Genomic DNA, 26007 nt, shown 5'->3' with positions numbered 1-26007 from the left:
GTACCTGTGGGTCAAATTCAATGATACCCGACAGGTGGTTATGGTAGAATAAGGGATATTCAACTGACGATCAATACCGGGGGGCGGTCGACATAAAAGGAATAAACTACAACATCCACGCGAAAATTATTACCGGCTATTTAACCATTTTAATTTGCCTAGTTTTCTCACTGCTCATCGTGATTAATAGGATGACAGTTTTGCAGAAAGAAGTGGATTATGTCTCCGAACACGATGTTGAGGTCCACGATCTCGCAAATCAGATTCAAAAAAATGTCCTCAACATGGAAAGCGGGATGAGAGGGTATGTGATCACGGGAAATGAGGAGTATCTCCAGCCATATAATCTTGCGAGCCGCAGCTGGCTCGACAACTACAACAAACTGCATTCGCTGTTAACCGATAACAGCAGGCAGCAGCGGAGTTTGGAGGAGATGAAACCGCTGATTTTGAGCTGGGTAGCGAATTCCGGCGACTATGTCATCAATTCAAAAAAGGCGAATAACGCTGCTGCTATAGACAAGCATTTTGCGGAAAATACCGGAAAGAAAATAACCGATCAGCTGCGCACACAGTTGGAATCCTTTCTTGCCAATGAAAAGAAAATAACGACTGAACGGACGAAAGAGCTCAATCAGAGCAATATGAACTTAAAAATAACCTTGTATGCGATTATCCTTTTGGTAACGGTGATTACTATCGCCACAGCGATTATCTTGTCTAATTCAATCGTGAAGACAATTAAACAGGTGGTGAAAACCATAACGAGTATCACAGATTCAGAGGTCGGCCTGACCGCAAGGATTAAAGTGAATACCCGTGATGAAACCCAGGAGCTGGCTGAGGCGATGAACAAGCTGCTGAGCAGTCTCGAGAAACAGAGCTGGATCCAGAAAAGCATGACTGAGATAGCAACGATGTATCAAGGGATTACCGATATTAAAGAATTGACGCAAGCATTTATCACGAAGCTTGCTCCGTTACTGCAAGCTACTTACGGGGTGGTTTATCTGCGCAGGAGTGATGCAGACGGGGTGGTGAAATACGTTAAAGCGGGCGGCTATGCGCTGGAAGGTGAGGAACACGCCGCGGCAAGCTTCCGATTAGGAGAAGGGTTAATCGGCCAAGCGGCCATTGATAAACGAATATTTCTCATTGATAAGCTGCCGGAAGAGCATTTCAAAGTGACATCCGGCTTAGGTGCTTCCTCCCCCCGCAGTCTATTAATTGCGCCGATTTTGGTAGAGGACAGGGTTGAAGCGGTCGTCGAGTTCGCCGCACTGCAGCCGTTTCTCTCTCAGCACCTGACCTTACTGGACATGCTGCAGGACAAGTTTGGTTCGGCAATTACCAATGTGGCGGGAAGGATGGAAGTGGAAAGGCTGCTCGGAGAATCGCAAATTTTAACCGAAGAACTGCAGGCACAATCGGAAGAGCTCCAAGCGCAATCAGAAGAATTGCAAATGCAGCAGGAGCAGCTGCGAATTACCAATGAATTTTTGGAAGAGAAGAACGAATTTGCCGAGCAACGAGCACTGGAACTGAAGAAAGCGAAGGATGAACTAGAAGGTTATTCGCGGAAATTGAAGCAGAGTTCGCAATATAAAACCGACTTTCTGGCGAATATGTCGCATGAGCTGCGGACGCCATTGAACAGCATTCTCATTCTCTCGCAAATGCTGATGGAAAATAATGCGGAAATGGACAGGTCAGAAGTGGAGGAATATGCCAGCGTCGTCAATACCTCTGGCGGAGATTTGCTGCGGCTGATTGATGATATTCTCGATTTATCGAAAGTGGAAGCGGGAAAAATTGAAATTTTAACAGATGAAGTCAATGTGACAGAAATTCCTCAGCTGTTGAGAAATACCTTTGACCCCGTTGCTGTTAAAAAGAATTTGACGTTTGAGGTGTTGACCGGTCCGGATGTTCCGGCAGTCATTTCGACGGACGGACAAAGATTGCAGCAAATTTTGAAAAATCTATTGTCCAATGCCTTTAAATTTACGGAAAAGGGCGGGGTAACGGTACGAATCGAACTTGCCGATCCGGAAAAGGCGGCGGAATTGCTTGGTGGTAAAGCAGATGAAGCGATGCTCGGCGTCCAAGCTGGAGAAGCGATGCTCGCAATCTCCGTAACTGACACCGGAATCGGCATACCATGCGATAAGCAGGAAATTATCTTCAATGCCTTTCAACAGGTTGACGGCACCACGAACCGGCTTTATGGCGGGACAGGGCTGGGGTTATCAATTTGCCGCGAATTTACCCGCTTGCTGGGCGGCGCCATTGATGTTCAAAGCGAGGTCGATAAGGGCAGTACGTTTACCTTATATATCCCGAGCAAGCTTGCGCCGGAGTATCAGGGCCATAATCATCATCAGGCGCTCGAGGAAACAGCGGCAAGCGCTAGCGGGACTACTTCGGAACAAGAATGGACAGAGGAAAAAGCAGACTGGCCAGCGAACGAACGGACAGCGGCAGGCAATTCGGGCGAAAGAACTGGAGCGAACAATTCAGGAGAAAGAACTGGAGCGAACAATTCGGGCAAACGAACCGGGGCAGACAATTCGGGCAAACGAACTGTGGGCGAAAATTCGGATGCACGAACCGCAGTCGTCTGTTGGGATGAACGAACCGCGCCCGAAAATTCAGATGAATATACCCAGGTTGAAATGTCGGACAAACAGTTGTTTACAGGAAAGAAAGTGCTTCTCGTAGAGGACGATGGCCGCAATGTGTATGCACTCGTTACCGCTCTCGAGAGCAGAGGTGTCGTCGTTCAAGTAGCAGAAAACGGCAAACGCGCCATCGAAATGCTGCAAGCATACTCTGATTTTGACTTGATTTTTATGGATATCATGATGCCGGTGATGGGAGGCTATGAGGCGATGAAGGCCATCCGTCACGACCTTGGGCTGCAAACTCTGCCAATTATCGCCTTGACGGCCAAGGCAATGAAAGGCGAACGCGACAAGTGTTTGGAGGCAGGCGCATCTGATTATATTATGAAGCCGTTAAATATCGACCAGCTCTTCTCGTTGATGCGGGTATGGCTGACAGAACAGGTGGAACGAGATTGAACAACAGACCCATCTCCCAATCTTCTGGTCTATTCACAGAAACAGAGGATAGGGAGCTTAATGAACTACAGGAGATAGAAATCAATTTGCTGCTTGAGGGCCTTTTTCAAAAGTATGGCTATGACTTCCGGGGCTATGTACGGGCTTCCTTGAAGAGAAGGATATTGAACCGCATGAAGGCGGAACGGCTTCCATCCATTACGGCTCTCTTGGAAAAAGTGCTCCACGAACCCGGCTATTTGGAGCGATTATTGAATGATCTATCCATCCGGATGACGGAAATGTTTCGCGATCCCAGTTTCTTTGCCGCCTTTCGTAACGAAGTGGTGCCGCTATTAAGGGAACTTCCCGAGATTCGGATTTGGCACGCCGGCTGCGCGACAGGGGAGGAGGTCTTTTCGATGGCCATCCTCATGTGTGAAGAGGGACTGGCGGAAAAGACCACCATTTATGCTACGGATATGAATGAAAAGGCCCTTGCCGCTGCCCAAAAGGGAGCATTTCCACTCAAGAAAATGCAGCAATATACGAAAAATTACTTGAAAGCCGGCGGAAAAAAGGCTTTTTCAGAGTACTATACAACAGACCATCAGTTTGCCTATTTTCATCCCAGCTTGGGCGAGAATTTCATTTTCGCCCAGCATAATTTGGTGACGGACGGCTCCTTTAATGAGTTCCATGTGATCTTATGCCGAAATGTCTTGATCTATTTTGACAACGAGTTGCAGCAGCAAGTCCATAGCTTGATCCATGACAGCCTGGCTGACGGAGGATTCATCGGACTCGGAAGTAAAGAAACACTCCTATTCATGCCAAATAGGACGAAGTACAAAGAATTTCATTCACAGGAAAGAATCTATAGAAAACTTTAGGTGTCAGGCACCATCTTCCAAAAATAGGAAAATGGTGTCAGGCACCTTTTTCCAAAAACTAGGGGTTGGACTTCCGCTGCGTTACTGCGTGCTGGGGGTCTGACCCTTGTTTTGTTGTTTGATAAAGAGGGTATTTCACTGTGAAAAAGATGTGGGGAGAACGCCTGTGATGAAACATAGACGCTTTGAATTTTTCTTTGTTCTCGTGATGATTGCTTTTGGCTGCGTGGTCTTGTTTACTGGACTGCCCTTTAAGTGGAAAGCACTGTGCATCACCTTTTACGGCGTGATAATTTTAAGTACGGTGCTGGCCTTATGGCTCGAAAACCGCCCGGCGCAAAACACCCTTTTATGGACATACATATTAGTGTTATTACCTGTATTTGGCTATATCTTCTACGTGTATTCCGGCCAATTATTAGTCAAAGGAGAACTATTTAAGTCGAAGCGCCTGAGCGACCGCCGACTATTCGAAGCACTCAGCAAAAAACAGCGCCCGCTGGATTTGTCAAAGCTAAACGACCACCAGCGTTGTTTCGCCGGTTATTTGGAACGGGTGACCCTAACCGATCAAAACCGAAATACTAAAACAAGAATTTTAAGAAATGGTGAAGAAACCTTTCAGGAAATTAAACAGCGGCTGCTGGCAGCGAAGGACTTTATCCATCTGGAATATTATATTTTCCGAAATGATCGGCTAGGGCAGGAGCTGGTTGAAATTTTAACAGAAAAGGTCTCGGAAGGCGTCGAAGTCCGGTTGATGTACGATGCGGTCGGGAGCCACGGTCTTTCAGGAGCCGATCGTAAAAAAATGTTGGAAGCCGGGATTAAAGTCCAGCCGTTTCTACCAATCAAACCAGTCTGGTTCAATCAAAGGTTTAACTTCCGCAATCATCGAAAAATCATTGTCATTGATGGAAAAATTGGATTTATCGGCGGGCTGAATGTCGGGGTGGAATACCTTGGCGAAGATGATAAGATTGGCTTTTGGTGTGATACACATGCCGTCCTGGAAGGTGAAGCGGTGCAAACCCTTCATGCTGTTTTTTTATTAGACTGGAAGTATGTTTGCGGGGAGAAGCTATTTGCTGACGAACGCTATATGAAGCCGGTGCCGGCAGCGGGGGACGGCCATGTTCATGTCGTCGCTACAGGTCCCGAAACGCGGGACATGAGTGATCATTACTTTGCGTTGATCACGAGCGCAACCGAATCGATTTGGATTGCAACACCGTACTTTATTCCCAATCAAGCCATCCAAACCGCGTTAAGAGTCGCGGCTCGTAAAGGCATTCAAGTCCGGCTGATGGTGCCTGACACCAATGACGGCTTTCTCACCCAATATGCCACCCAGTCCTATTTTCCTGAATTGCTCCGGGCTGGAATCGAAATCTATTCGTACCAAAAAGGCTTTCTGCATAAAAAAGTAATCATTGTCGATGGCGATCTTGCCTCAATTGGAACGGCCAATGTCGATATGCGCAGTTTTCAATTGAATTTTGAAGTGAATTTGTTTTTAACAGGCACAGATTCCATCCATGATTTAACGGCACAATTTGAGGAAGATCTAAAGGAAAGCCGGCGGATCCGCCCCGTTGAATTTTATAAACGAGGCATGGCTGTCAAATGGAAGGAATCCTTCGCTAAGTTGTTTTCGGGTATATTATGAGGCGAGTCAGAGGCAACAACAATAAAAAAAGAGACTGCAGCTGTATGCAGTCTCTTTTTGTATCGGTTTTATGCAGGTCGTTTTACATTTCTTAAGATGAGGCTTATGATGAAAACTAGGACGATTGCGCCGATGAGTGCGGGAATGAAGTAAAATCCGCCAATCACTGGTCCCCAGCCGCCTAATAGGAATGAACCAAGCCATGCCCCGATAAACCCGGCGATAATATTTCCGATAATACCTCCTGGTACGTCACGTCCAAGGATGAGTCCGGCCAGCCAGCCGATGATGCCTCCGATAATTAATGACCAAATAAATCCCATGAAAAATCTCTCCTCTCCTTATTTGAAAATCAAGCACGGTAAGTAAGTACCCCGGTGCTAAAAAACATAAACCTAGAAAATAATGTCACTGCCATTAGACCAATCTTTGTTGTCTTTCAGGCTTTTCGCGAAATGATCTTGGTCAGCTGTATCCTCCAATTGTAGAAGTTCCTCCTCGCAGCCCTTTAATTCCAATGACAACTGGTGAAAACCTTCTTGTTCCCGTTCGTCGAGACATTTGTCAATCTCCCGTTTTAAAATGCTAATTTTTGAAATGAGATCGGCTTGCTGTTTTTGGCTGGGATATTCCGCTGGTTTCGTTCCTTCCCGCCGATAATCACTAAGCTTCGTTAAGCGCAAACCGCATTTGCAGACCGTTTCGTGAAGATTTACCACATAAAATTCCGCATTCCCACAATATTTACATAACAGTTTCTTCATATTAAACACCTCCATTAATAATCCCAGCGATTATTTTCTTATATACCCATGATGGATTGGTTACTAACCTGAATGGAAAAATTAGAAGATTGTCGGAAAGTGGTTTTAATTTTTCAAAAAACGGTTAAATACGAAACAGGGGCCAGACCACAGCTGCATTACCGCGTTAACACGCTGGGGGTCAGACCCCTGTTTTAAATACGAAGGAGGAATAAAAATGGAAAATGTAAAAGTAGTCGAAAATGGTGTCGAAGCAAGACAGGAAATTGAACATTTCGTCGAGCAGGGGTACAAGAAGGATGAGATTTATTTATTGGCTCACGATAAAAAACGCTCTGAAGACCTAACAGATAACCTCGATATCAATGATATTGGTGTCGGCGAACAAGGTGTGTTTGATTCTGTGGCCAACTTCTTTCGGACCAGGGGAGATGAACTCCGCGCGAAGCTGGAGTCCTTGGGAGCATCAGATGCCGAAGCCGAGCGATATGAAAAAGAATTGGACCTAGGAAAAGTCATTGTTGTCGCTTCAAAAGCGAACTAGGGTGGGACGAGGGGGCAGGCTCCGTGTCTCCGCTAAGAGCGGGACACGGAGCCTGTTTCCTATGTCCAGCTTTTTCAATTTTCCAAATATGACCTAAAACGAAACTTTTCCGGCTTTCATCCGTCAAGTATGGTAGAATAATCATTGTGTGTAAAAAGGAGGAAGCGGAATGATAAATGACTTTGGCCAATTAGCGCTGTTAAGCATTGTGTCGCACTTACTGTTTATTGCGATTTCATGGTGGGCGCTGCAGGCGATTCGCCTAGATAAGCTGCTAAAGGCAAACCACATCTTTCAGGGGCGATTGCTGTATATATTGTTAGCCATTTTCATTGGATCATCTGTTAGTAACTTTTTCCTTGATTATCTCCAGTGGTCACGGCAGCTGCCAATACTGTTTAATTAGGTAGGCTCTGCCTCTAGGTACATACTTAACTGGAAAAAATTTAGGTATTCTTACATGTTCCCTTTTGCGGATATTTTGAGTACAATCTTTTTTATGTGGAAAGATAAGTATGTCTTAAAATTGAAATTTGTCTAAAAGTGACGACATTTCCCAAGTATGCTGTTCTCCTTCCTGGTAACAATGGTAGTAAGGGGGAGTACGGAGATGAACAGAAATAGTAAGATTCTTTTATGCATGATTTCAATGATAAGTTTTATACTGGTTGTTATTGGGAATCAGACAATTGAAGCTAAGGGCGGCCCGAATGGCGTCGACGGTTTATTTTTTCAAAAAAGCAATCATGACTTGGCGAAAATCGGCAAAGTTTTACAAGCCGAGAATATTCTGCTCAATGAATGGACTTTTTATGCAAGAGAGCATATAACCGGCATGAAAAGTGAGCAAGAAGTGAAGGAATACGCGAAAAAGCTTCAACAAGTGTTTCCCGATTGGGATTGGTCAGAAACAAATACCAGCCAGAAATGGGAAGCGACAGCAGTATCTCCAACAGCTAACCACCACAGCGAAAAGCTTCAAATTATGGCAACCCACACAAAACAACCTGTCAATGCGTATATAGTATATAGTGTCAACGGAAAAGAGTGGAACAAGTCGTCTGAGACCTTTTTCACAACCAAACAATTTAAAAATAGGCTTACCGACATATTTCGAGGAAAACCAACAGTTTTCTCTTGTATGAAAGGCGTCGTCAGTGATAAGATTGATTCGGCTTTACCTGCGGCTTTAAGCAAGTTGCTGTCTGGCTTTGATGCAACAGAAATCGAAGCGTTAAAAGAGGAGACTTTCATGTCTGTTTCGGCGACATCGCCTATGTTTACAGGCTTCATAGATAATCGAAAAAATAACATGAATTTACAAATTGGCTTACGCTACGAACGATTGGGCGCAAAGACTACTATCGTAGTTGGCACACCAATCATTACGATTGAATATTAATATAGAGAAAATGGACGCGGAGGGGAATACTCTTGGAAAAGATCATCGTCCGCGGCGGACAAAGGCTTCACGGAACGGTAAAAGTTGAAGGTGCAAAAAATGCCGTCCTGCCTGTTATCGCTGCAACATTATTAGCAAGTGATGGAAAAAGTGTAATTTGTGATGTACCTACACTCTCCGATGTATATACAATTAATGAAGTCTTACGCAACTTACATGCTGAAGTGGTGTTTGAAAACAATACAGTTGTAGTTGATGCATCCAGAGAGTTAAAAGATGAAGCGCCGTTCGAATATGTTCGAAAAATGCGCGCGTCTGTCCTTGTCATGGGATCGTTACTGGCACGTAATGGCCGAGCACGAGTTGCTCTTCCAGGCGGCTGTGCGATTGGATCCCGGCCTATTGATCAGCACCTGAAAGGCTTTGAAGCAATGGGTGCGAAGGTGAAGGTAGGAAATGGCTTTATCGAAGCGGAGGTAGACGGCCGTTTAAAAGGAGCAAAAATTTACTTGGATTTCCCAAGTGTTGGTGCCACAGAAAACATTATGATGGCTGCGACCCTTGCACAGGGCACGACCATCATTGAAAACGTCGCAAAAGAACCAGAAATCGTTGATTTGGCAAACTTCCTGAATAAAATGGGCGCACGCGTTCGCGGCGCTGGCACTGGAACATTAAAGATTGAAGGCGTCGATGTATTATTTGGCGCAGAACATAACATTATTCCTGACCGAATCGAAGCAGGTACCTTCATGGTAGCCGCGGCGATTACTGGCGGAAATGTATTGGTACAAGGCGCAGTTCCTGAACACATTTCTTCCTTGATTGCCAAGATGGAGGAAATGGGAGTTAAGATTATCGAGGAAGAGGATGGCATCCGTGTCATCGGTCCTGAGCGCTTAAAGGCAGTTGACATTAAAACGATGCCGCATCCAGGCTTCCCAACTGACATGCAATCGCAAATGATGGCATTACTGCTTCGTGCAGAGGGCACATCCATGATTACGGAAACGGTGTTTGAGAACCGTTTCATGCACGTCGAAGAATTCCGGCGGATGAATGCCGATATTAAAATTGAAGGCCGTTCCGTCATTTTAAATGGCTTATCGAATTTGCAGGGCGCGGAAGTTTCAGCAACTGACCTCCGGGCAGCAGCGGCGTTAATTTTAACCGGCTTGGTTTCGGAAGGCGTAACCCGCGTAACCGAATTAAAACACTTAGACCGCGGCTACGTGAACTTCCACGGCAAGCTAGCAGGCTTAGGCGCTGACATCGAACGCGTGAAAGAAGAAGAAGAAACCTTTATCGAAGTGGAAAACTACGTATCGGATATGAACGCATAACAAACAAAATAAACAACAGGACCTAGCAGAAGCTAGGTCCTGTTGTTTTTGTGTGGGTTTAGTGGTTGTAATGGTGTCAGGCACTGTTTTCCTTTTAATGGGATTTGGTGTTGGTGTAGGGTTGTTTTTTTCCACTTAATGGGATTTGGTGCCTGACACCATTTTCCTTTTACTGGAACAGGGTGCCTGACACCAATTGCATTTTTTGATAAAAAATCTGTACTAAATGCTTGTCCGCTTCCATATGTTTTAAGGAGATGCAGTCCGGGTGCAGGTGCGGGCTGTGAACTTTAAAAAACAAACTGGAGGCACTTTCATGAAAAAAATCAAACCACTCATCGTACTAGGATCGCTTCTCATTGCCTTGACCTTGATTATTCCCGCAGTGCTTGTATTACCGTTTTCGGGGGAACACCGTGCTAGCGGAAAACTGGGAGAGGATATAATCAAAAAGGCTGGCCCCCCGGCAAAAGAAACGCAGGCAGCCGTGTCGGCCGCAGACCCAGCGGTTGAAGTCGCCGTCTATCGTTCCGCGAAATCGAAAATTGAAAATGTCCCATTAGAAGATTATCTTGTCGGTGTGGTGGCGGCTGAGATGCCAGTGGAGTTTAAGGAAGAAGCACTCAAGGCACAGGCACTAACAGCGAGAACCTATATCGTAAAAAGATTAATAACGAAGGACACGCTGGGAACGCCAAAGGGCTCCCAGGTTACGGATACCCCCATCCACCAAGCCTACAAGAGTGACGATCAATTGAAAAAGGATTGGGGAGCGAAGTACGACGAGAAGAGGAAGAAGATTTTAGATGCAGTCCGGGCAACAAGCGGGCAAGTGATAACCTATAAGGGCGAGGTAATAGCGGCGCAATTTTTCTCGACAAGCAACGGTTACACGGAAAATTCAGAAGATTACTGGTCAGGAACCTACCCCTATTTAAGAAGTGTTTCAAGTCCATGGGATAAAAGCTCGCCAAAGTTTAATTTTCAAAAAGTGTTGTCGATTAAGGAATTTGAAAAGAATCTGGGCGTGAAAATTGGCTCTGGTGGAACAATCGGGAAGGTTGTGGAAAAAACGACCGGAAAACGCGTCGGGAAGGTTGACTTCAATGGGAAGGTGCTGACTGGAAAGGATATCCGGGAAAAACTTGATTTGAGATCGTCTGACTTTTCCTGGGAGCGCAAGGGTGACAATATTGTCATCAACACGAAAGGCTTCGGCCACGGCGTCGGCATGAGCCAGTATGGAGCAAACGGCATGGCAGCGGAAGGCGCGGATTATAAAAAAATTGTGAAGCACTATTATCAAGGTGTCGAAATTACTTCAGCAGATACAATGCTCGCGACGCTTACAGCGCAGAAATAGTGGAAAGTTACCTTGAGCCAGGCTTATCGCCTGGCTTTTTTGCTTGTTTGGGGGTGGATTTTGGGAAGTGGATAGTAAAAGAGGAAAAGTGGAAATTAACTGGGCAAAAGTGGACAGTAAATCATAAAGTCCTTTAGAAAGGCAATTATAATGAACCTACGGAAAGAAAACCAATAGCCGTAACCCGAAAGCCAAGACTAGCAAAAACAACCACTAACTCTATTAAAGAGAGGGGGGCGGGAAATCGATTCGGGGGCACACCTGACTGATTTCAGACGGAGATATACAGGCCAGCACCGTCGCCGGAACCGATTGGATCGCTTCTCTTTTAGGTAGGAAAAAATTTTTTTCACCTTCATGCATAAAAACATAGCCGTTGTCGAAAAATAAGTTTTAAAAAAATTTTTTGACTAGTGTATATAATTCTACTTATCTGTTCAGAATGATTGCTGAGGTGATGAAAATGAGAGAGGAAGAAAACAAACGATCTTCTCAAAGTTCCAGCGTAAAGCGCTTTTTCAAAAAGCGTTGGGTATTTCCAGCTATTTATATCGCAAGTGCAGCTATCATTTTAACCGGGGTTCTATGGTATCAAGCGAGCAGCAGCAACACAGACAAGTACAATTATAAGTCTACTGATCTCACTGGTAAAAAGAACCCGCCGAAAGCTGTTGAAGTTAACAAACCATTAGAAAGCTTCAAAATGCCAGTGGCTAAGGCTGATGATGCTGTCGTCAAGATGAAATTCTATGAGTTCAATGGTAAAGAAGAAGACCAGGAAGCGGCGTTAGTATTTTACAATAATAGGTATCAGCCAAACACTGGTATCGACATTACCGTGAAAGACGGCGAAAGCTTTGATGTTGTTGCAGCATTAAGCGGGACTGTCACTCGTGTCGAGGATGACCCTGTTCTTGGGAATGTTATTGAAATTGAACACGACAAAGGGATTGTCACACAATATCAATCGGTTAAAGACATAAAGGTCAAGGCTGGCGAACAAGTAAAACAAGGCGATGTCCTTGCTAAGGCTGGGCAAAGCTTGTTTAATGAAAAAGCTGGAACACATGTACATTTTGAAATCCGCAAAGACGGTGTGGCCGTAAACCCAACGAGCTATTTTGGTAAATCGTTGAGCGCGTTACAGGAAGTCAAGTCTTCGAATGAAAAAAAATCAATCGAGACTCCAAGCCAAAAAACACAGCAAAAGCTTGAAGACCTAGAAAAGTCTGCAGAAGACGAACAGTCCTCTGACGGACAAGACGAAAAAACAAACACGACAGAAAAGAAAAACTCATAAAATCGCACCAAAGGGGAAGGGGAATACTTTCCTCTTTTTTTTTATCCCCAAAAGGAAAAAAGCCTCAATTTAGCGCCGCAAAATGGTAGCTTCCACCGGCAGTGTCCACCCCACGCGGACAAATGTCTTTTTGTGGTGCCTGACACCCTTTGTTGTATTACTACTGTTAGTACGTGCATATATGTTAGAATGGTATTAAAAGGAGGGGTTTGGGTGAGGAAGTTTGCGGGGGTGTTGGTTTTGGTTTTGCTGCTGGTTTTTGTGTTTGCTGGCTGCAGTAAGGAACCTACGCCGGAGGATCGATTCGCCGAGTACATAGCTCTATGGAATCAGCAAAAGTTTGCTAAGATGTATGATTACCTTTCAAATGATGCAAAAGAGAAAATCACCAAAGAAGAATTTACAAGCCGCTATCAAAAAATCTACGAAGATCTTCAGATTACTGACCTCAAGATTGACTTCAAAAAGCCAAAAAAGGATACAAAGAAGAATCTAGAACAGGCAAGCTATTCTTTTAACGCTAAAATGAACAGCATCGCAGGAACGATTCAATTCACCCAGAAAGCCCAGCTGCAAAAGGAAGAACGAGACGATAAGAAGAATTGGTATGTAGACTGGAACACCGAGTATATTTTTCCAAAATTGCAGGAAGGGGACACGATTGGTCTGAGCACTATCACGCCAAAACGGGGCGAGATTCTCGACCGCAACGGCACGGGGCTGGCGGTGAATGGCCAGGTGTATGAGGTAGGCGTGGTCGCCGGCAAGCTTGAGGCGGCTGAAATCGAGCCGTTAGCTTCGCTGTTAAAAATGACCCCAGAGCAGATCAACAAGGCGCTGAGTGCGACCTGGGTGAAGCCGGAGCTATTTGTGCCACTGAAAAAGGTGTCAATGGATGACAAGGAGCGGATTGCACAGCTGGTCGCGCTAGGACCGGTGCAGACCCGGAAGGTGGATGCGCGGATTTACCCTTATAAGGAGGCGTCGGCGCAGCTTGTGGGCTATGTCGGTGCGATTACGGCGGACGAGCTGGCGAAGCGGAAGGACAAGGGCTACACCAGCCAGGATGTGATTGGAAAAAGAGGACTTGAGCAAGTGTTGGACGAGGAGCTGAAGGGCGAAAGCGGCGTCAAGATCATCATTAAAAAGAAGGGTGACGACGCTGATGTAGTGCTCGCGGAAAAGGCGGTCGTCGATGGAAAGGACGTCAAGCTGACCATCGATGCCGATTTGCAGGAAGTGATTTATGCGGAATTGAGTGCGAAGATTGGCGGAGCTGGTGCTGCGAATCCGGAAGGAGGAGCACCTGAAGGTACGGCGCCAGCGGCGAACGCAGCAGGAGGGGCACCTGCAGGCACTGCGGCAGCGATGAACCCTGTGAATGGGGAAACGCTGGCGCTTGTCAGCAGCCCGTCATTTGATCCAAACCAGGCGTCGCTTGGCTTCTCAGCGGATGAGTGGAAAGCGCTGCAGGAGGATGCACGCCAGCCGTTAACCACGCGTTTTTCCCAAGGTTATGCGCCGGGGTCTGTGATGAAACCAATCACGGCTGCGGTGGGACTTGAGAGCGGTGCCCTCAATCCGGGAGAGCAAGAGGCCATCCTTGGGGCGAAATGGCAAAAGGATAAATCGTGGGGCGGCTACTTTGTAACGCGGGTGCATGCGGGGACCGACCCGGTAAATCTGGAAAAAGCACTCGTGTTTTCCGATAATATTTATTTTGCACAGAAGGCGCTGAAAATTGGGAAGGATGCATTTGTGGACGGACTGAAGAAGTTCGGTTTTGAAGAGAAGTTTGACTTTCCATACCCGCTTGCGACATCGACAATAGGCGAGCTGGGGAGCGAAATTGCGCTCGCTGACTCAGGTTATGGTCAGGGAAAAATCCAAATGAGCATTGTTCATTTGTTATCTTCCTATACACCGTTTGTCAATAATGGCAATATGATTAAGCCAATTTTACTGGATACGGAGCAGCGGACCCAGGTATTGAAGGAGGCGCTAGTTCCGAGTGAACAGGCCGCGCTGATTGCCGCTGATTTACGGAAGGTCGTCGCGGATGCGGGCGGGACGGCCCATCGCGCGGAAATGGCGGACTACCCGCTTGCAGGAAAAACAGGCACCGCGGAGATCAAGCAGAAGCAGGGCGAAACCGGAACGGAAAACGGCTGGTTCATCGCTTATAATACAAACGTGCCAAGCCTAATGATCGCGATGATGGTCGAAGATGTCCAGGGACGCGGCGGTTCACAAATACCAGTAGAAAAAGTAAAAAACATTTACATGAAATTGAGATAATTTGGAAAAAAGTGTCAGGCACCCGATGTGGGATGTGGGGGGCAGTTTACAGGCTCCGCGTCTCGGCTGCATTTCCAAACAACAAAAATAGATGCGATCAACTATTTTGAAAAAAATGTTGTCCGCATCTATTTTTTATTTATTATAAGGATTCCATTGGTATTTCCCCAAATCAATCAACCCGTTCAAACCTACTTCCACACCCTCTGCCTCAAGCGATAGGAGCTGCTCGTTGTAAGACTCATCATCTTGAAGCGCAATCTGCCCCTTAGCGTTAATGACGCGGTGCCAGGGAAGGCGATGTGCCCTGCTCATGGAATGCAGGATGCGGACGACCTGGCGGGCAGCACGGGGGCTTCCAGCAAGCCCAGCAATCTGGCCGTAGGTCATCACCTTACCCTCGGGAATGCTGCGGATGATTTCAATGACGTTTTCGGTAAATGGTGTCACGGTAAGTTTCCCCCACAATCGTTTATGTTCTTACACAGAAAGAACCGCATAACTATTTTATTATAATGGCAAATGAAACAAATTTCATTTGGAAAAGGAATAGAGCCCGTAAGACAGATCGGAATAACAATTTATGGCAGAAGACAAATTAGGTCGAGCCCAACTTTGTCCACCCCTGCCTAAAAGACTAGTCGTGCTTTTTAAATGTATTTTTAAGGAAAGCAAAGAAATGGAACGCCAAATCAGTTTTATTAGAAATTCCCACATCATCAGCATTTAGAATAATTTTTTCGCTCGACAAATTTCTCAGGAAATAATGCGACAACCAGCGTATTTCCTAGAAAATCGCAGGCGCCCCATGCTTTTAGCGGAATGTCGAAAAAAGTAAAATTGTCCTATTTTCAGAAGACTCTAGAATTGACTTGTCCAGAATGTGGATTTTGTGCATAAACCCGTATCCAAGCTAATAAAATGGTTACAAACCTTTACAAAGAGAGTGTTTGAGGTGAGGAGTCGTTTGAAGTTAGCGGGTATCCAGTCGGGGACATGATTATTCATTGTAAATCAGAAGGTTAGATACCTTCAGCCGCATAGTGTAAATGGTGTAAATAGTGTTATTGGTGTCAGGCACCACAAAAAGACATTTGTCCGCGTGGGGTGGACGTTGTGGGGCGGACAGTGTGCGGAGCAGTATTGGTCGAGGTGATAAGCGGGCCCTTATTTCACACTTCTCACATCCATATTAGGGAGGGCGAGAGTGTGCACGATTACATCAAAGAGAGAACTATCAAGATTGGAAAGTATATCGTGGAGACGAGGAAAACGGTTCGCGTGATTGCGAAGGAGTTTGGCGTATCCAAAAGTACAGTCCATAAGGATTTAACCGAGAGACTTCCTGAAATTAATCCAGAGCTGGCAAACGAGGTAAAAGAAATTTTAGATTATCATAAATCGATCCGTCACCTCCGGGGTGGAGAGGCGACCAAAATGAAATACCAAAAAGAAGAAAAGGAAGGCGAGCCTGTCAAATAAGCAAAGCCTCTTCTTAGGAAGGAATCGAAAGAATCCAATTTAAAAAGGGTTTCAATCTGCAGCTGGTTCGGCAACTCGAACTGGCTTTTTTTTAAGCAAACTTTGTGCTGATCCGGATATCATTTGCCAGTATAGCGGCAACTCAAACTGGCTTTTTTTATACAATGAAAAAGTTTTGTCCGTTTCCCAACTATTCCGACAATTTTCTGCAAATATTTACAACTTTTTTCATTAAAAGTATGGAAATTTTATTGAATATGATACAATAAACAATTAGGAAATGCATGTGGAATTCCGCTTTGAGGAGGAAAGAAAAGAGAATGTTTGCAAGGGATATTGGAATTGATTTGGGAACGGCGAACGTGTTGATTCACGTGAAGGGCCGTGGAATTGTCTTGAATGAGCCTTCTGTCGTAGCAATTGATAAAAATACAAACCGCGTTCTAGCGGTTGGTGAAGAGGCCCGCCGCATGGTCGGACGTACACCTGGGAATATTGTCGCGATTCGCCCGTTGAAAGACGGCGTCATCGCTGACTTTGACGTAACAGAAGCAATGCTGAAGCATTTTATTAATAAGTTAAACGTGAAAGGCTTTTTATCGAAGCCGCGGATTTTGATTTGCTGCCCGACGAACATCACCAGCGTTGAGCAAAAGGCCATCAAAGAAGCTGCTGAAAAAAGCGGCGGCAAAAAGATTTATCTTGAAGAAGAGCCGAAAGTGGCTGCAATTGGCGCCGGGATGGACATCTTCCAGCCAAGTGGGAACATGGTTGTCGACATCGGCGGAGGAACGACCGATGTTGCGGTTCTTTCAATGGGCGATATCGTCACTTCTTCTTCCATCAAAATGGCCGGCGACAAGTTTGACACGGAAATTCTCAACTACATCAAACGCGAGTACAAGCTGTTGATCGGTGAACGCACATCTGAAAATATAAAAATCAATATCGGCACCGTCTTCCCGGGTTCACGCTCGGAAGAAATGGAAATTCGCGGCCGTGACATGGTCAGCGGTCTGCCGCGCACGATTACAGTTCGTTCTGAGGAAATCGAGGGTGCCTTGCGCGAATCGGTTGCCGTTATCGTTCAGGCTGCAAAAAGCGTTCTTGAGCGCACTCCGCCAGAGCTTTCTGCCGATATCATTGACCGCGGCGTGATTTTAACCGGTGGTGGGGCTTTGCTCCACGGCATTGACATGCTCCTTGCTGACGAGCTTAAGGTTCCAGTCCTTGTGGCGGAAAATCCAATGGACTGCGTGGCAATCGGAACAGGCATCATGCTTGATAATATTGACCGCATTCCGAACCGGAAGTTAGGGTAAGAGCTTTTTTTAAAAATAGAACGAGGAACCGTGCCGAAGACTTTCGGCCATCAAGGTTTCATCGCGCAAAAAGTCTAATGAAACAGGCAGAACAAGCCTAGATCATTGGGCTTTTTATTTTGCCCAAATTTATCGGCTTTTCCCTCCTGGAAAAATGGCGGAATCAGCAAATATTGCACATTTTTTGCAGGGATTGACTTTTTTCTGCAAAAAGTTAATCTGTAATTAGGAATAATATTTTATAATAGAATGATTACATGGGAATTTTTTTAAAAAAAGAGATAAAAAATAGAAATAGTTATTATATGCATGAACAAACTGGGGATCGGTGTCGTCGTTTGAACGGATTTCTGCCAAAGGGGAATTAATAAATGTCTGTAAATAATATAAGCCAGGAACAGGCGAAGACGAGAGAAGAATACAAAAAGGCAAAGTATGAATCGCAGCAAAAGGTAACTGCCCATGAGAAGAAGGCAAGCGGAGAAAAAGCGGCAGCTCAAAAGAATAAACGAGTCCGCATCCGCCTGATTCCGATTTGGCTTCGTCTTCTACTATTAATGATATCCATCGTCGTCGGGTTGACAGCTGGAGCCGTGGTTGGCTACGGTGTGCTTGGGAATGGGAAAGTCGCAGATGTATTTAAGGAGTCAACCTGGACGCATATTCGTGATTTAGTGGATAAAGGGAAATAGGCGTGGGATAGGCACAATCAGGATGGCTTTTTGGATAATTAATAGGCTGTGTTAAAGCACATTGTTGATTGGAGTGGAAGGCGCGAGACTCCTGCGGGAGCAGCGGGACAGGTGAGACCCCACAGGCGCTTTAGCGCCGAGGAGGCTCACCGCCCGCCCCGCGAACCGCTCGCGCCTGGAACGGAAATCAACATTCACTATTAACAGAGCCAATTAATAAAAGGGAAGGGGGAGAAAGCCCTTCCCTTTTGTGCACCATTAATAGTAGAATAGGTAATAAATACTTGTTCTTAGTAGGAGGTACTAAATCACATGCTTGATATTGATCAAATTAAAGAAATTATCCCGCACCGTTATCCGTTTTTGCTAGTGGATCGAATTTTGGAAGTGGAAGAAGGAAAACGGGCGATTGGAATTAAAAATGTTACGGCGAATGAAGAGTTTTTCAATGGGCATTTTCCTGATTATCCGGTTATGCCTGGCGTTTTAATCGTCGAAGCACTTGCGCAGGTCGGGGCTGTCGCTGTTTTGAAAAAAGAGGAAAATCGCGGGCGGCTGGCGTTTTTTGCCGGAATCGACAATTGCCGATTTAAGCGCCAAGTGAAGCCGGGCGACCAGCTTCGACTTGAAGTGGAAATCGTACGCCTGCGCGGACCGATTGGCAAGGGCAAAGCAGTTGCAACAGTTGACGGCGAGATCGCCTGCGAAGCGGAAATTACCTTTGCACTTGGCGGAAAAAAGGAATAAACCAACTTTCGAATGTGGAAACTGGGAAAAGGCAGGCCTCGTATTTTTTAATAAAATACGAGGCCTGTTTTTTTAATCGATTTTTTTGAGAATTGTCCAGCTCCTGTGCTTTGCAAACATTAGCGATTGTTCACTTTGATCTTCGGCTTGCTCTTCATCTTTTCACGGAATTCGTTGAGAAGTTCGGGACCATTGAGGCCTTTTTGAAGAAGCACATCGAGCAACAGCTCGGCGTAGTCACTTTTATTACGGCGCAGATGGCCCTCAAATAAAACGCTGATATGATTTTCAAATTTCGTCAATGAGCAAATTTTCGTTTGAAAATAGGCCGGGTCGTTTTCCTTTTTGGTAATAACGGCTTCGACGATGATGTCGCGGTCTTGCTCAGATATTTTTTTAAAATAATCATAGAGGGACAAATCTGTATAAGTCTCAAGCAGCCAGGTGTAGCGGTCGTCTTCCTTATTAATAATTAAGCCATCGGTTAACGGAACTTCCACCGACTTATCGTCCTCGACAACTTCCAATGAGTATAACTTAAAAGATTTCATGGCGGCCTCCTGTTTATTTTTCCCTAAATTATAACACACGTTAGGCAGAAGCAAATGTCGAAAAATATTTGTCGAAATTTGAATAAAAGCTGTTGTGAGTCAAAAGTCCTGCTCATTTGACCAAAACCCCCTTGATAAGCTGATTATCAAGTAAATTCACCCCTTGATAAGGACTTTTTCGCGGTTTTACAACCATGGAGCCAAGAAGCTATGCTAAAACCATCAAGCGAAAAGGAGATGGATGCATGATCAATCAGGTCACACTTGTCGGTCGATTGGCCAGGGACCCGGAATTAAAAAAGACGACAGAAGGGACGTCGGTCGCCAACATTACGCTAGCGGTGAATCGCCACTACCGGAACCAAAATGGTGAGATTGAGGCCGATTTTGTTCAGTGCACACTTTGGCGCAGGGCCGCTGAAAACACGCACCAATATTGCCGCAAGGGTTCCGTCGTCGGAATCACGGGCAGATTGCAAACCCGGAATTACGAAAACAAAGAGGGGAAAAGGGTGTACGTCACCGAGGTGATCGCCGAAACCATCCGCTTCTTGGGCGCCAAGCCGGTTGTCGCCAACACTGAGCAAAAAAGGGAGGAAGTGCCGATTGGTTAATCATGATGACGATGCCTACAAATTGGAGCAGCTGCTTGAAAGTTTAATTAAGATGGTCGGAAAAGCCAATCAAAATGTCGACAGTCTGCAAAAACGCGTCAGCCAGCTGGAATCGATCATAAAGGAGCAGCAGTTTGAACTTAGGGAAAGAGGCCCCATCAGAATTTACTCCAGACATCCGCACAAAACTAGAGAAAACATTCCCGTTCATGTTTAAACTGGAAAGGCCGATTCATTGGGAGAATGGCCAATGTCAGTGAAATGTGTTTTCCGCCAAATCGTCACTGCTTGTGCCATTCGAAAAAATCGCCACTGCCTGTGCCATTCGAAAATTTCGTAAATGCCAGTCCCATTCAAAAAAATCGCCTCTGTTTTGCATCATTTGAGCCGCTTGCTGGCGAGTTTTATGGAAAATCACCTCCGAATTTAAAATTAGTAGTTAAAGAGAATCAAACATCTCCCCGCGGCGTCCTCATTTTTCCGGCAGAAAATTGCCGGAATTTTTTTTATTGGAAAAGGTTTAAAATTCACTGCAGGGGGTAAACTAACAGAAAAACCCCCCCTGTTTTTTTAAAAAGAAGCCGCTGACAAAATGTTCAGCGGCTTCTTCGATTTTTTTTAAAAAAAATCTATCGTTGATGTCACAAAAGCCCCGCCTCATTCGTTTTGATTACAGAACGAAAATTAGGAGGGGATTTTTTTATGAATAACTTTGATGTTGCCATCATCGGTGGCGGGCTTGCTGGATTGACAGCAGCGAATTTTTTGGCGAGAGATGGAAAAAAGGTAGTGGTTTTGGAAAAATCAAACCGCCTCGGCGGAAGAGCGATGACCAATAATAAAAATGGGGTTTTGATGAATTTGGGAGCCCATGGCTTGTATTTAGAAGGGAAGGCAATGAAGATTCTAACAGAACTAGGGATATCTCTATCGGGGAAAGATGCCGCAAAGTCCGTTCAAATTCAAGGAATTTGGAAAAATGCAGTCTATACAATTCCGACTGATTTTTCTTCCATTTTGTCCTCGTCACTTTTATCATGGAAAGCTAAAATCGTGTTTTCGAAATTAATGTTGAAGCTTATGAAGGGCAACATTGATTCCATTCCAGATGTAAGTTTGAGTGACTGGGCAGAAGCGGAAATTAGTGACCCAATGGTAAGGCATATTTTTTATTCATTATGTCGATTGACCACTTATATCAGCGCTCCAACACTCCAGAGCGCAAAACCAGTTTTGAAGCAGGTGAAACGCGGATTAAACGGAGTCTTATACGTGGACGGAGGTTGGGAAACAATCATTCAAAAGCTAAAGAAACAGGCGCTGGGGGCTGGAGTGGAATTTAACTACAGTAAAAATGTAATAGAAATTGAACATCATGAACAGTCTCAAAGCATACGATGCTCAGATGGGGAGTTATATAATGTCCCTGACTGCATCATAACGGCGCCCCCGAAGGAAGCATTGAAAATGATCAAGGGGTCAGACTACACATCACTACGGACATGGGCCGAACAGGCAATTCCGGTTACAGCCAGCTGCTTGGATTTAGGGTTGAAAAAATTACCTAATCCTCATAATCAATTTGCCTTAGGACTTGATCAATCTTTGTTTTTCACGAATCAATCGAGAGCAGCCAAACTAAGTGAAGATGGCACAATTGTTGTAAGCCTGGTTAAATACCATAACCCGCTAGACCAATCCGTTCATCCACACGCAGATAAAGAGCAATTAGAGGCTGCTATGGACTTGCTTCATCCTGATTGGCGAAAAGAAGTAGTGGAACAACAATTTTTACCAAAAATCTCCGTAGTTCATGATTTTCCTCATATGAAACGAAGTGAAAATCCAGGCCCGGCTATACCGCAAATGAAAGGCATATATATAGCAGGGGATTGGGGTGGACATGAAGAAGTATTAGCAGATGCTGCTGTGGCCAGCGGGAAGCGGGCCGCGCTGCAGATTTTAAAAACGAACGAACTGTTCTTAGTGAAAGAAGGGTAACCGTTTTGGAAACTGCTGAGCTCTACCAAATTTACAAACCTTTATTGTTTGCGATTGCTTATCGAATGACAGGGAGTGTCATGGACGCAGAGGATATTATCCATGAGTCATTCCTTGCTTTTAGCCGTTTGGATAACGAAAAGAAGATTGAAAATGAAAAAGCTTATTTATGCAGGATGGTTATGAACAGCTCAATAGACAAATTGCGTTCTGCGGCTAGTAAGCGCGAGGTTTATGTTGGCGAGTGGCTGCCTGAACCAATTGTCGAAGAAGCAAACGACCCAACTCATCTGTATTTGATGAAGGAATCCATTTCAACAGCCTATCTTTTGCTTTTGCAGCAGTTATCTGAGGTGGAACGTGCAGTTTTTCTTTTACGAGAAGTATTTCAGTACAGTTATGAAGAAATTGGAGATATCGTTGAGAAATCCGCAACCAACTGCAGGCAGATCTACCATCGCTCAAAAAAAAGCATCACCAGCGGTCCCAAAGCTTCCACTCTTGATTTTCAATCCATGAAGTCCAGTATCGAGCAGTTTACACTTGCACTGCAAAAAGGCAATATTGAAAAAATGCTGGAATTAATACGAACAGATGCTGTATTTATCTCTGATGGTGGCGGTAAAGTAACAGCTGCACTGAAACCGATATACACGTCAGCACGTATCATCTCTTTATTCTCAAGTATTCTAAAAAAGCTTCCTGAAGACTATAAACTAGAATTTAAAGATGTAAACGGCAGCCCTGGGGTTATCTTAACTATTAATGGTACCGTTGCATATGTGCTTTCATTTGAATTCCAGGCAAACCAAATCGCTCGGATCTTTATGGTGGCGAATCCTGATAAACTTGGACACTTACAAATACGAGCATAGAAAACAGAAATCGCTGTAAGACAAATAGCAAAACGGTTTTGAAAATGCCGGTTGAAGTACAAAAAGGTTGAACTTTTTGGTTATATTTAATTAACACGCAGGGGGAGATTCCCCTGTTTTTTTTTAAAATGGTTCTGTTGTTATTTATTGTTGGTTTTCGTGTGGTACGAGAATTCATAGGCGGAGAATTTCCGGCTAATGTATATAGAGGAAGCTTAAGAAGCAGATATAAGCGGAGATTTTCCGATTAACTGCTCAAAATAAGACAAAATCCAACGATTTGGATAATATAAACGGAAAAACTCCCTTTATTTTTAAGGAAATATGGGTATTTCCCAATATAAACGGAATTTTTCCGTTTATATTCAAGCACAGTGAAATCAACATTCAGTTATAACAGAGCCTAAAAATAGAAGCCGCTGAACTCGTGTCAGCGGCTTCTTCGATTTTCACCTTTCAATTTACATAACAGAATCCAGGAAACCCTTTGTCCGTTTCGTCTTCTAGGGAAATTTACAAAACAGAATCCAAAAAATCCTTTGTCCGCTGCTCAGTGGGGCTGCTAAACAATTTGTCGGGAGGCCCAGCCTCGACAATTCGGCCATCGTGCATATAGACAACCCAGTCGGCAACTTCCTTGGCAAAGCCCATTTCATGGGTAACGACGACCATTGTCATCCCCTCTAAGGCGAGCTTTTTCATGGTGGCAAGCACCTCGCCGACCAGCTCAGGGTCAAGAGCGGAAGTGGGCTCATCGAACAGCATGACATCAGGCTTCATTGCAAGCGCCCGGGCGATGGCAACCCGCTGCTTTTGGCCTCCGGACAGCTTGCCGGGATAGACGTTTTCCTTGTCGCTGAGGCCGACCTTCGCCAGCAGCTCTTTTGCCTCTTGATACGCCTGGTCTTTGGGGATTTTTTTCACATGAACAGGCGCCTCGATAATATTCTCGATGACGGTCATGTGCGGAAAAAGCTGAAAGTGCTGAAACACCATGCCGACCCTTGTCCGGACCTGATTAAGGTCATGGGTAGCTTCCTCCACTTTCTCACCGCCAATAAAAATCGTGCCGCTGTCCTTAACCTCGAGGAAATTCAGGCAGCGGAGGAGCGTACTTTTCCCCGATCCGCTGGCCCCGATTAAACAAACAACCTCCCGATCCTGCACGGTCAAATCGATATTTTTTAATACATGGAGATCACCAAATGATTTATTGAGCGTTTCAACCTTTACCATGATGGAATCAGCCATAGGGACACCCTCCTTTTTTAAAAGTACTTGTTAACAAGTCTAGTCGCTGATGGCCATGCGGTTTTCGATGTAACGGGAAAGGATGGAAAAAATAAACACAAGAATTAGATAGTAAACGGCAACAATCAATAGGTAGGTCATGTAGTCGAACGAATTGGAGCCGTAGGTTGTTGCGACGTTAAAGAGCTCGTACATGCCGATGAATGCGGCAAGCGAAGAGTCCTTCAGGGCGATGATAAACTGATTTCCGAGGGGCGCCATCGCCCGGCGGAGCGCCTGGGGCAGGATAATTCTTCTATACGTCAGTTTCAAATTCATTCCCAATGAGCGGCCTGCTTCCATCTGCCCGCGGTCGATCGATTGGATGGCGCCGCGGAAAATCTCAGCTATATAGGCCCCGTTATGGAAGGCAAGCCCCAGCACCACCGCCGAAAACTGCGAAATATTTAATGAAGTTAAGCCATAGTAGAAGACGAAGATTTGGACAATGAGCGGCGTCCCGCGAATCAGAAAGATATACAAATCGGCAATCCATTCGAGAATTTTGATTTTTGATATTTTTAAAAAGGCAAAAAATAAACCGATAAAAATGCCGATAAAAATGGCGACCGCTGTCAGTTCAAACGTCAGCAGCATTCCTTTTAGGAAGACCGGATAGGAATCGATAAATTTATTGAGCCACTCCAAGGCTTTCACTCCTTTCCTAGGGCGTAGGGGGATCTTGTTTATACTTGAATCTTGGATTCGCCGAAAAAAATGATTGCAGGGAGGTAAAAAGGATGGCGAATGCACCTTGCATGCATTCGCCGCCGCAGTTATTCCCACTTGGCACCACGGATACTGTGCTGCCTACAATGAAGCAGTTCCTCTAAGATCCTCGGATATCATGCGTCCTCCATTGAAACAATTATTCCTTTTCCGGATCTTTCGTGATATCTTCGCCGATGTACTTTTTGCTGATTTCCGTTAACGTCCCGTTTTCGCGGAGTTTTTCGAGCGCTTTATTAATTTCTTTCAGAAGCTTGTCGTTTTTCTTGGAAACGGCAATCGCCTGTTCACTGCGTCCGAGCAGCTCTTTTCCGGCAATTTTCATCCCGGCGCCAATCGCTTCTTTTCCTGTGATGAAATCAGTGATAACGGCATCATGCTTTCCTTTGCTCAAGGCTTCGAGCGCGGTGACATCGCTGTCGAGCAAAATAATCTTGTCGGTGATTTTTGCTGCTATTTCTGCATAGGTGGAACCTTTTGATACGGCAATTTCTTTACCTTTTAGGTCATCGAGGGTTTTAAATGAGCTGTCGGGACGGACAAAGATCTGTGGTCCTGAGTAGTAGTATGGTGTAGAGAAATTTACCGCTTGTAAACGCTCCTCTGTGATAGTGTGGCTGGCGACGGCGGCATCAAAGCGCCCCGATTTAACCCCTTCCACAATCCCGCCGAACTTAAACTTCTTCTGGACCGGCTTGAGCCCTAATTCCTTGGCAACAGCCTCGGCAACATCAATGTCAAATCCAATCATGTTGCCATCCTTTTCCACATAACTGAATGGTTTGAACTCACCTGAAGCAGCAAAGGTAAACTTGCCGCCATCAACCAAATTCATTCCATCCGTCGATGTTTTGTCGCTCCCGCAGGCCGCAAGCGAAAACATCAAAATCAGCACTAACATTCCTTTCGCCAGAAATTTCACCTGAAAAACTCCCCCCTTATTTTCCCTTATTTTAGGTAACACACTTAAGCTTACCATGGATTTTTGAATATTCGCAAAATTATCCATAACGAAAAAAGCGGGCCTTTCTCTGCTATCGATTCGTCTGGGCAAATGGCCTCCCGA

26 protein-coding genes are annotated in these 26007 nt (G+C 45.1%); 18 read left to right on the top strand and 8 right to left on the bottom strand.

Annotated features, from left to right (window positions below; all coding sequences use genetic code 11):
- Positions 1–191: 191 nt before the first annotated feature.
- The 3 genes from ACFVSW_RS08900 (at position 192) to cls (ending at position 5624) form a co-directional block, all read left to right on the top strand.
- Positions 192–3083 (top strand): CHASE3 domain-containing protein, encoded by a 2892-nt coding sequence (locus ACFVSW_RS08900; protein ID WP_387314810.1) that lies wholly within the window; start codon positions 192–194, stop codon positions 3081–3083.
- The gene (locus ACFVSW_RS08895; RefSeq protein ID WP_387314807.1) at positions 3080–3955 is read left to right on the top strand and encodes a CheR family methyltransferase; all 876 of its coding nucleotides are present in this window, start codon (positions 3080–3082) and stop codon (positions 3953–3955) included. Before ACFVSW_RS08900 ends, ACFVSW_RS08895 begins: the two co-directional genes overlap by 4 nt.
- 169 nt (positions 3956–4124) lie before the next feature.
- Entirely contained in the window at positions 4125–5624 is a 1500-nt protein-coding gene (gene cls / locus ACFVSW_RS08890; RefSeq protein ID WP_387314805.1) for a cardiolipin synthase, read from the top strand.
- A 68-nt stretch (positions 5625–5692) separates the two neighbouring features.
- On the opposite strand, the gene ACFVSW_RS08885 is transcribed toward cls, so the two are convergent.
- Both ACFVSW_RS08885 and ACFVSW_RS08880 read right to left on the bottom strand, forming a co-directional pair.
- The gene (locus ACFVSW_RS08885) at positions 5693–5947 is read right to left on the bottom strand and encodes a GlsB/YeaQ/YmgE family stress response membrane protein (protein WP_387314802.1); all 255 of its coding nucleotides are present in this window, start codon (positions 5945–5947) and stop codon (positions 5693–5695) included.
- A 72-nt stretch (positions 5948–6019) separates the two neighbouring features.
- The gene (locus ACFVSW_RS08880) at positions 6020–6388 is read right to left on the bottom strand and encodes an IDEAL domain-containing protein (RefSeq protein WP_387314800.1); all 369 of its coding nucleotides are present in this window, start codon (positions 6386–6388) and stop codon (positions 6020–6022) included.
- 217 nt (positions 6389–6605) lie between these two features.
- Here ACFVSW_RS08880 and ACFVSW_RS08875 point away from each other — a divergent pair, with 217 nt between their 5' ends.
- From ACFVSW_RS08875 to ACFVSW_RS08845, 7 genes are all read left to right on the top strand, one after another.
- Positions 6606–6932 (top strand): YflT domain-containing protein, encoded by a 327-nt coding sequence (locus ACFVSW_RS08875; RefSeq protein WP_387314798.1) that lies wholly within the window; start codon positions 6606–6608, stop codon positions 6930–6932.
- Between the two features lie 169 nt (positions 6933–7101).
- A complete protein-coding gene (locus ACFVSW_RS08870) occupies positions 7102–7338 on the top strand; it encodes a DUF1146 family protein (RefSeq protein WP_387314796.1) in 237 nt (78 codons plus the stop codon).
- 204 nt (positions 7339–7542) lie between these two features.
- Positions 7543–8334 (top strand): YwmB family TATA-box binding protein, encoded by a 792-nt coding sequence (locus ACFVSW_RS08865; protein WP_387314795.1) that lies wholly within the window; start codon positions 7543–7545, stop codon positions 8332–8334.
- A gap of 32 nt (positions 8335–8366) precedes the next feature.
- Complete coding sequence (murA, locus tag ACFVSW_RS08860) at positions 8367–9677, top strand: UDP-N-acetylglucosamine 1-carboxyvinyltransferase (protein ID WP_387314792.1); 1311 nt, start codon at positions 8367–8369, stop codon at positions 9675–9677.
- Positions 9678–9993: 316 nt separating this feature from the next.
- On the top strand, positions 9994–11040 hold the full coding sequence (gene spoIID, locus ACFVSW_RS08855; RefSeq protein WP_387314790.1) for a stage II sporulation protein D: 1047 nt from the start codon (positions 9994–9996) through the stop codon (positions 11038–11040).
- 463 nt (positions 11041–11503) lie between these two features.
- Positions 11504–12340, top strand: a complete 837-nt coding sequence (spoIIQ, locus tag ACFVSW_RS08850; RefSeq protein WP_387314787.1) for a stage II sporulation protein SpoIIQ — start codon at positions 11504–11506, stop codon at positions 12338–12340.
- Positions 12341–12553: 213 nt separating this feature from the next.
- Complete coding sequence (locus ACFVSW_RS08845; protein WP_387314785.1) at positions 12554–14638, top strand: penicillin-binding transpeptidase domain-containing protein; 2085 nt, start codon at positions 12554–12556, stop codon at positions 14636–14638.
- 135 nt (positions 14639–14773) lie between these two features.
- Here ACFVSW_RS08845 and ACFVSW_RS08840 read toward each other — a convergent pair whose 3' ends face one another.
- On the bottom strand, positions 14774–15088 hold the full coding sequence (locus tag ACFVSW_RS08840) for an MGMT family protein (protein ID WP_387314783.1): 315 nt from the start codon (positions 15086–15088) through the stop codon (positions 14774–14776).
- Between the two features lie 759 nt (positions 15089–15847).
- On the opposite strand from ACFVSW_RS08840, the gene spoIIID reads away from it, so the two are divergent.
- The 4 genes from spoIIID to fabZ all read left to right on the top strand — a co-directional run bounded on the left by spoIIID (position 15848) and on the right by fabZ (position 18881).
- Positions 15848–16120 carry a sporulation transcriptional regulator SpoIIID gene (gene spoIIID, locus ACFVSW_RS08835; protein WP_199421232.1) on the top strand — a complete coding sequence of 91 codons (273 nt, stop codon included), beginning with the start codon at positions 15848–15850 and terminating at the stop codon, positions 16118–16120.
- Between the two features lie 320 nt (positions 16121–16440).
- On the top strand, positions 16441–17442 hold the full coding sequence (gene mreB / locus ACFVSW_RS08830) for a rod shape-determining protein (RefSeq protein ID WP_387314780.1): 1002 nt from the start codon (positions 16441–16443) through the stop codon (positions 17440–17442).
- Positions 17443–17813: 371 nt separating this feature from the next.
- Positions 17814–18134 carry a DNA-directed RNA polymerase subunit beta gene (locus ACFVSW_RS08825; protein WP_387314778.1) on the top strand — a complete coding sequence of 107 codons (321 nt, stop codon included), beginning with the start codon at positions 17814–17816 and terminating at the stop codon, positions 18132–18134.
- 312 nt (positions 18135–18446) lie between these two features.
- On the top strand, positions 18447–18881 hold the full coding sequence (gene fabZ, locus ACFVSW_RS08820) for a 3-hydroxyacyl-ACP dehydratase FabZ (protein WP_387314775.1): 435 nt from the start codon (positions 18447–18449) through the stop codon (positions 18879–18881).
- A 119-nt stretch (positions 18882–19000) separates the two neighbouring features.
- Here the strand turns inward: fabZ and ACFVSW_RS08815 are convergent, their stop codons facing one another.
- Positions 19001–19432, bottom strand: a complete 432-nt coding sequence (locus tag ACFVSW_RS08815) for a YwpF-like family protein (RefSeq protein WP_387314772.1) — start codon at positions 19430–19432, stop codon at positions 19001–19003.
- Positions 19433–19677: 245 nt separating this feature from the next.
- On the opposite strand from ACFVSW_RS08815, the gene ACFVSW_RS08810 reads away from it, so the two are divergent.
- Together ACFVSW_RS08810 and ACFVSW_RS08805 are read left to right on the top strand one after the other, a co-directional pair.
- Positions 19678–20046, top strand: coding sequence for a single-stranded DNA-binding protein (locus ACFVSW_RS08810; RefSeq protein WP_387314770.1), 369 nt, complete (start codon positions 19678–19680; stop codon positions 20044–20046).
- Complete coding sequence (locus ACFVSW_RS08805) at positions 20039–20263, top strand: hypothetical protein (RefSeq protein ID WP_387314768.1); 225 nt, start codon at positions 20039–20041, stop codon at positions 20261–20263. The genes ACFVSW_RS08810 and ACFVSW_RS08805 overlap by 8 nt, the downstream gene beginning before the upstream one ends.
- Before the next feature lie 36 nt (positions 20264–20299).
- Here the strand turns inward: ACFVSW_RS08805 and ACFVSW_RS08800 are convergent, their stop codons facing one another.
- Positions 20300–20428, bottom strand: a complete 129-nt coding sequence (locus ACFVSW_RS08800; RefSeq protein ID WP_387314766.1) for a hypothetical protein — start codon at positions 20426–20428, stop codon at positions 20300–20302.
- Positions 20429–20748: 320 nt separating this feature from the next.
- Between ACFVSW_RS08800 and ACFVSW_RS08795 the strand changes: the two genes are divergently transcribed.
- Both ACFVSW_RS08795 and ACFVSW_RS08790 read left to right on the top strand, forming a co-directional pair.
- Positions 20749–22047, top strand: coding sequence for a phytoene desaturase family protein (locus ACFVSW_RS08795; RefSeq protein WP_387314763.1), 1299 nt, complete (start codon positions 20749–20751; stop codon positions 22045–22047).
- A gap of 5 nt (positions 22048–22052) precedes the next feature.
- On the top strand, positions 22053–22922 hold the full coding sequence (locus tag ACFVSW_RS08790) for an RNA polymerase sigma-70 factor (protein ID WP_387314762.1): 870 nt from the start codon (positions 22053–22055) through the stop codon (positions 22920–22922).
- A 513-nt stretch (positions 22923–23435) separates the two neighbouring features.
- Here ACFVSW_RS08790 and ACFVSW_RS08785 read toward each other — a convergent pair.
- The 3 genes from ACFVSW_RS08785 to ACFVSW_RS08775 form a co-directional block, all read right to left on the bottom strand.
- Positions 23436–24173 (bottom strand): amino acid ABC transporter ATP-binding protein, encoded by a 738-nt coding sequence (locus ACFVSW_RS08785; RefSeq protein ID WP_387314760.1) that lies wholly within the window; start codon positions 24171–24173, stop codon positions 23436–23438.
- A 39-nt stretch (positions 24174–24212) separates the two neighbouring features.
- The gene (locus ACFVSW_RS08780; RefSeq protein ID WP_387314758.1) at positions 24213–24860 is read right to left on the bottom strand and encodes an amino acid ABC transporter permease; all 648 of its coding nucleotides are present in this window, start codon (positions 24858–24860) and stop codon (positions 24213–24215) included.
- A 220-nt stretch (positions 24861–25080) separates the two neighbouring features.
- Positions 25081–25824, bottom strand: coding sequence for a transporter substrate-binding domain-containing protein (locus ACFVSW_RS08775; protein WP_387315131.1), 744 nt, complete (start codon positions 25822–25824; stop codon positions 25081–25083).
- Positions 25825–26007 lie beyond the last annotated feature (183 nt).

Origin of the sequence: Neobacillus sp. NPDC058068 (genome assembly GCF_042885335.1) — a bacterium.
Lineage (GTDB): Bacteria > Bacillota > Bacilli > Bacillales > Cytobacillaceae > Neobacillus.
The sequence above is the reverse complement of the archived record's forward strand: the minus strand, read 5'-3'. Positions and strand labels throughout refer to the sequence as shown.

Bases quoted from the DNA above. Each gene is read 5' to 3' on its own strand.
- ACFVSW_RS08900 (WP_387314810.1), top strand. From the start codon at position 192: ATGACAGTTTTGCAGAAAGAAGTGGATTATGTCTCCGAACACGATGTT.
- cls (WP_387314805.1), top strand. From the start codon at position 4,125: ATGAAACATAGACGCTTTGAATTTTTCTTTGTTCTCGTGATGATTGCT.
- ACFVSW_RS08885 (WP_387314802.1), bottom strand. From the start codon at position 5,947: ATGGGATTTATTTGGTCATTAATTATCGGAGGCATCATCGGCTGGCTG.
- ACFVSW_RS08880 (WP_387314800.1), bottom strand. From the start codon at position 6,388: ATGAAGAAACTGTTATGTAAATATTGTGGGAATGCGGAATTTTATGTG.
- ACFVSW_RS08875 (WP_387314798.1), top strand. From the start codon at position 6,606: ATGGAAAATGTAAAAGTAGTCGAAAATGGTGTCGAAGCAAGACAGGAA.
- ACFVSW_RS08870 (WP_387314796.1), top strand. From the start codon at position 7,102: ATGATAAATGACTTTGGCCAATTAGCGCTGTTAAGCATTGTGTCGCAC.
- ACFVSW_RS08865 (WP_387314795.1), top strand. From the start codon at position 7,543: ATGAACAGAAATAGTAAGATTCTTTTATGCATGATTTCAATGATAAGT.
- spoIID (WP_387314790.1), top strand. From the start codon at position 9,994: ATGAAAAAAATCAAACCACTCATCGTACTAGGATCGCTTCTCATTGCC.
- spoIIQ (WP_387314787.1), top strand. From the start codon at position 11,504: ATGAGAGAGGAAGAAAACAAACGATCTTCTCAAAGTTCCAGCGTAAAG.
- mreB (WP_387314780.1), top strand. From the start codon at position 16,441: ATGTTTGCAAGGGATATTGGAATTGATTTGGGAACGGCGAACGTGTTG.
- ACFVSW_RS08825 (WP_387314778.1), top strand. From the start codon at position 17,814: ATGTCTGTAAATAATATAAGCCAGGAACAGGCGAAGACGAGAGAAGAA.
- fabZ (WP_387314775.1), top strand. From the start codon at position 18,447: ATGCTTGATATTGATCAAATTAAAGAAATTATCCCGCACCGTTATCCG.
- ACFVSW_RS08815 (WP_387314772.1), bottom strand. From the start codon at position 19,432: ATGAAATCTTTTAAGTTATACTCATTGGAAGTTGTCGAGGACGATAAG.
- ACFVSW_RS08810 (WP_387314770.1), top strand. From the start codon at position 19,678: ATGATCAATCAGGTCACACTTGTCGGTCGATTGGCCAGGGACCCGGAA.
- ACFVSW_RS08800 (WP_387314766.1), bottom strand. From the start codon at position 20,428: ATGATGCAAAACAGAGGCGATTTTTTTGAATGGGACTGGCATTTACGA.
- ACFVSW_RS08795 (WP_387314763.1), top strand. From the start codon at position 20,749: ATGAATAACTTTGATGTTGCCATCATCGGTGGCGGGCTTGCTGGATTG.
- ACFVSW_RS08785 (WP_387314760.1), bottom strand. From the start codon at position 24,173: ATGGCTGATTCCATCATGGTAAAGGTTGAAACGCTCAATAAATCATTT.
- ACFVSW_RS08775 (WP_387315131.1), bottom strand. From the start codon at position 25,824: ATGTTTTCGCTTGCGGCCTGCGGGAGCGACAAAACATCGACGGATGGA.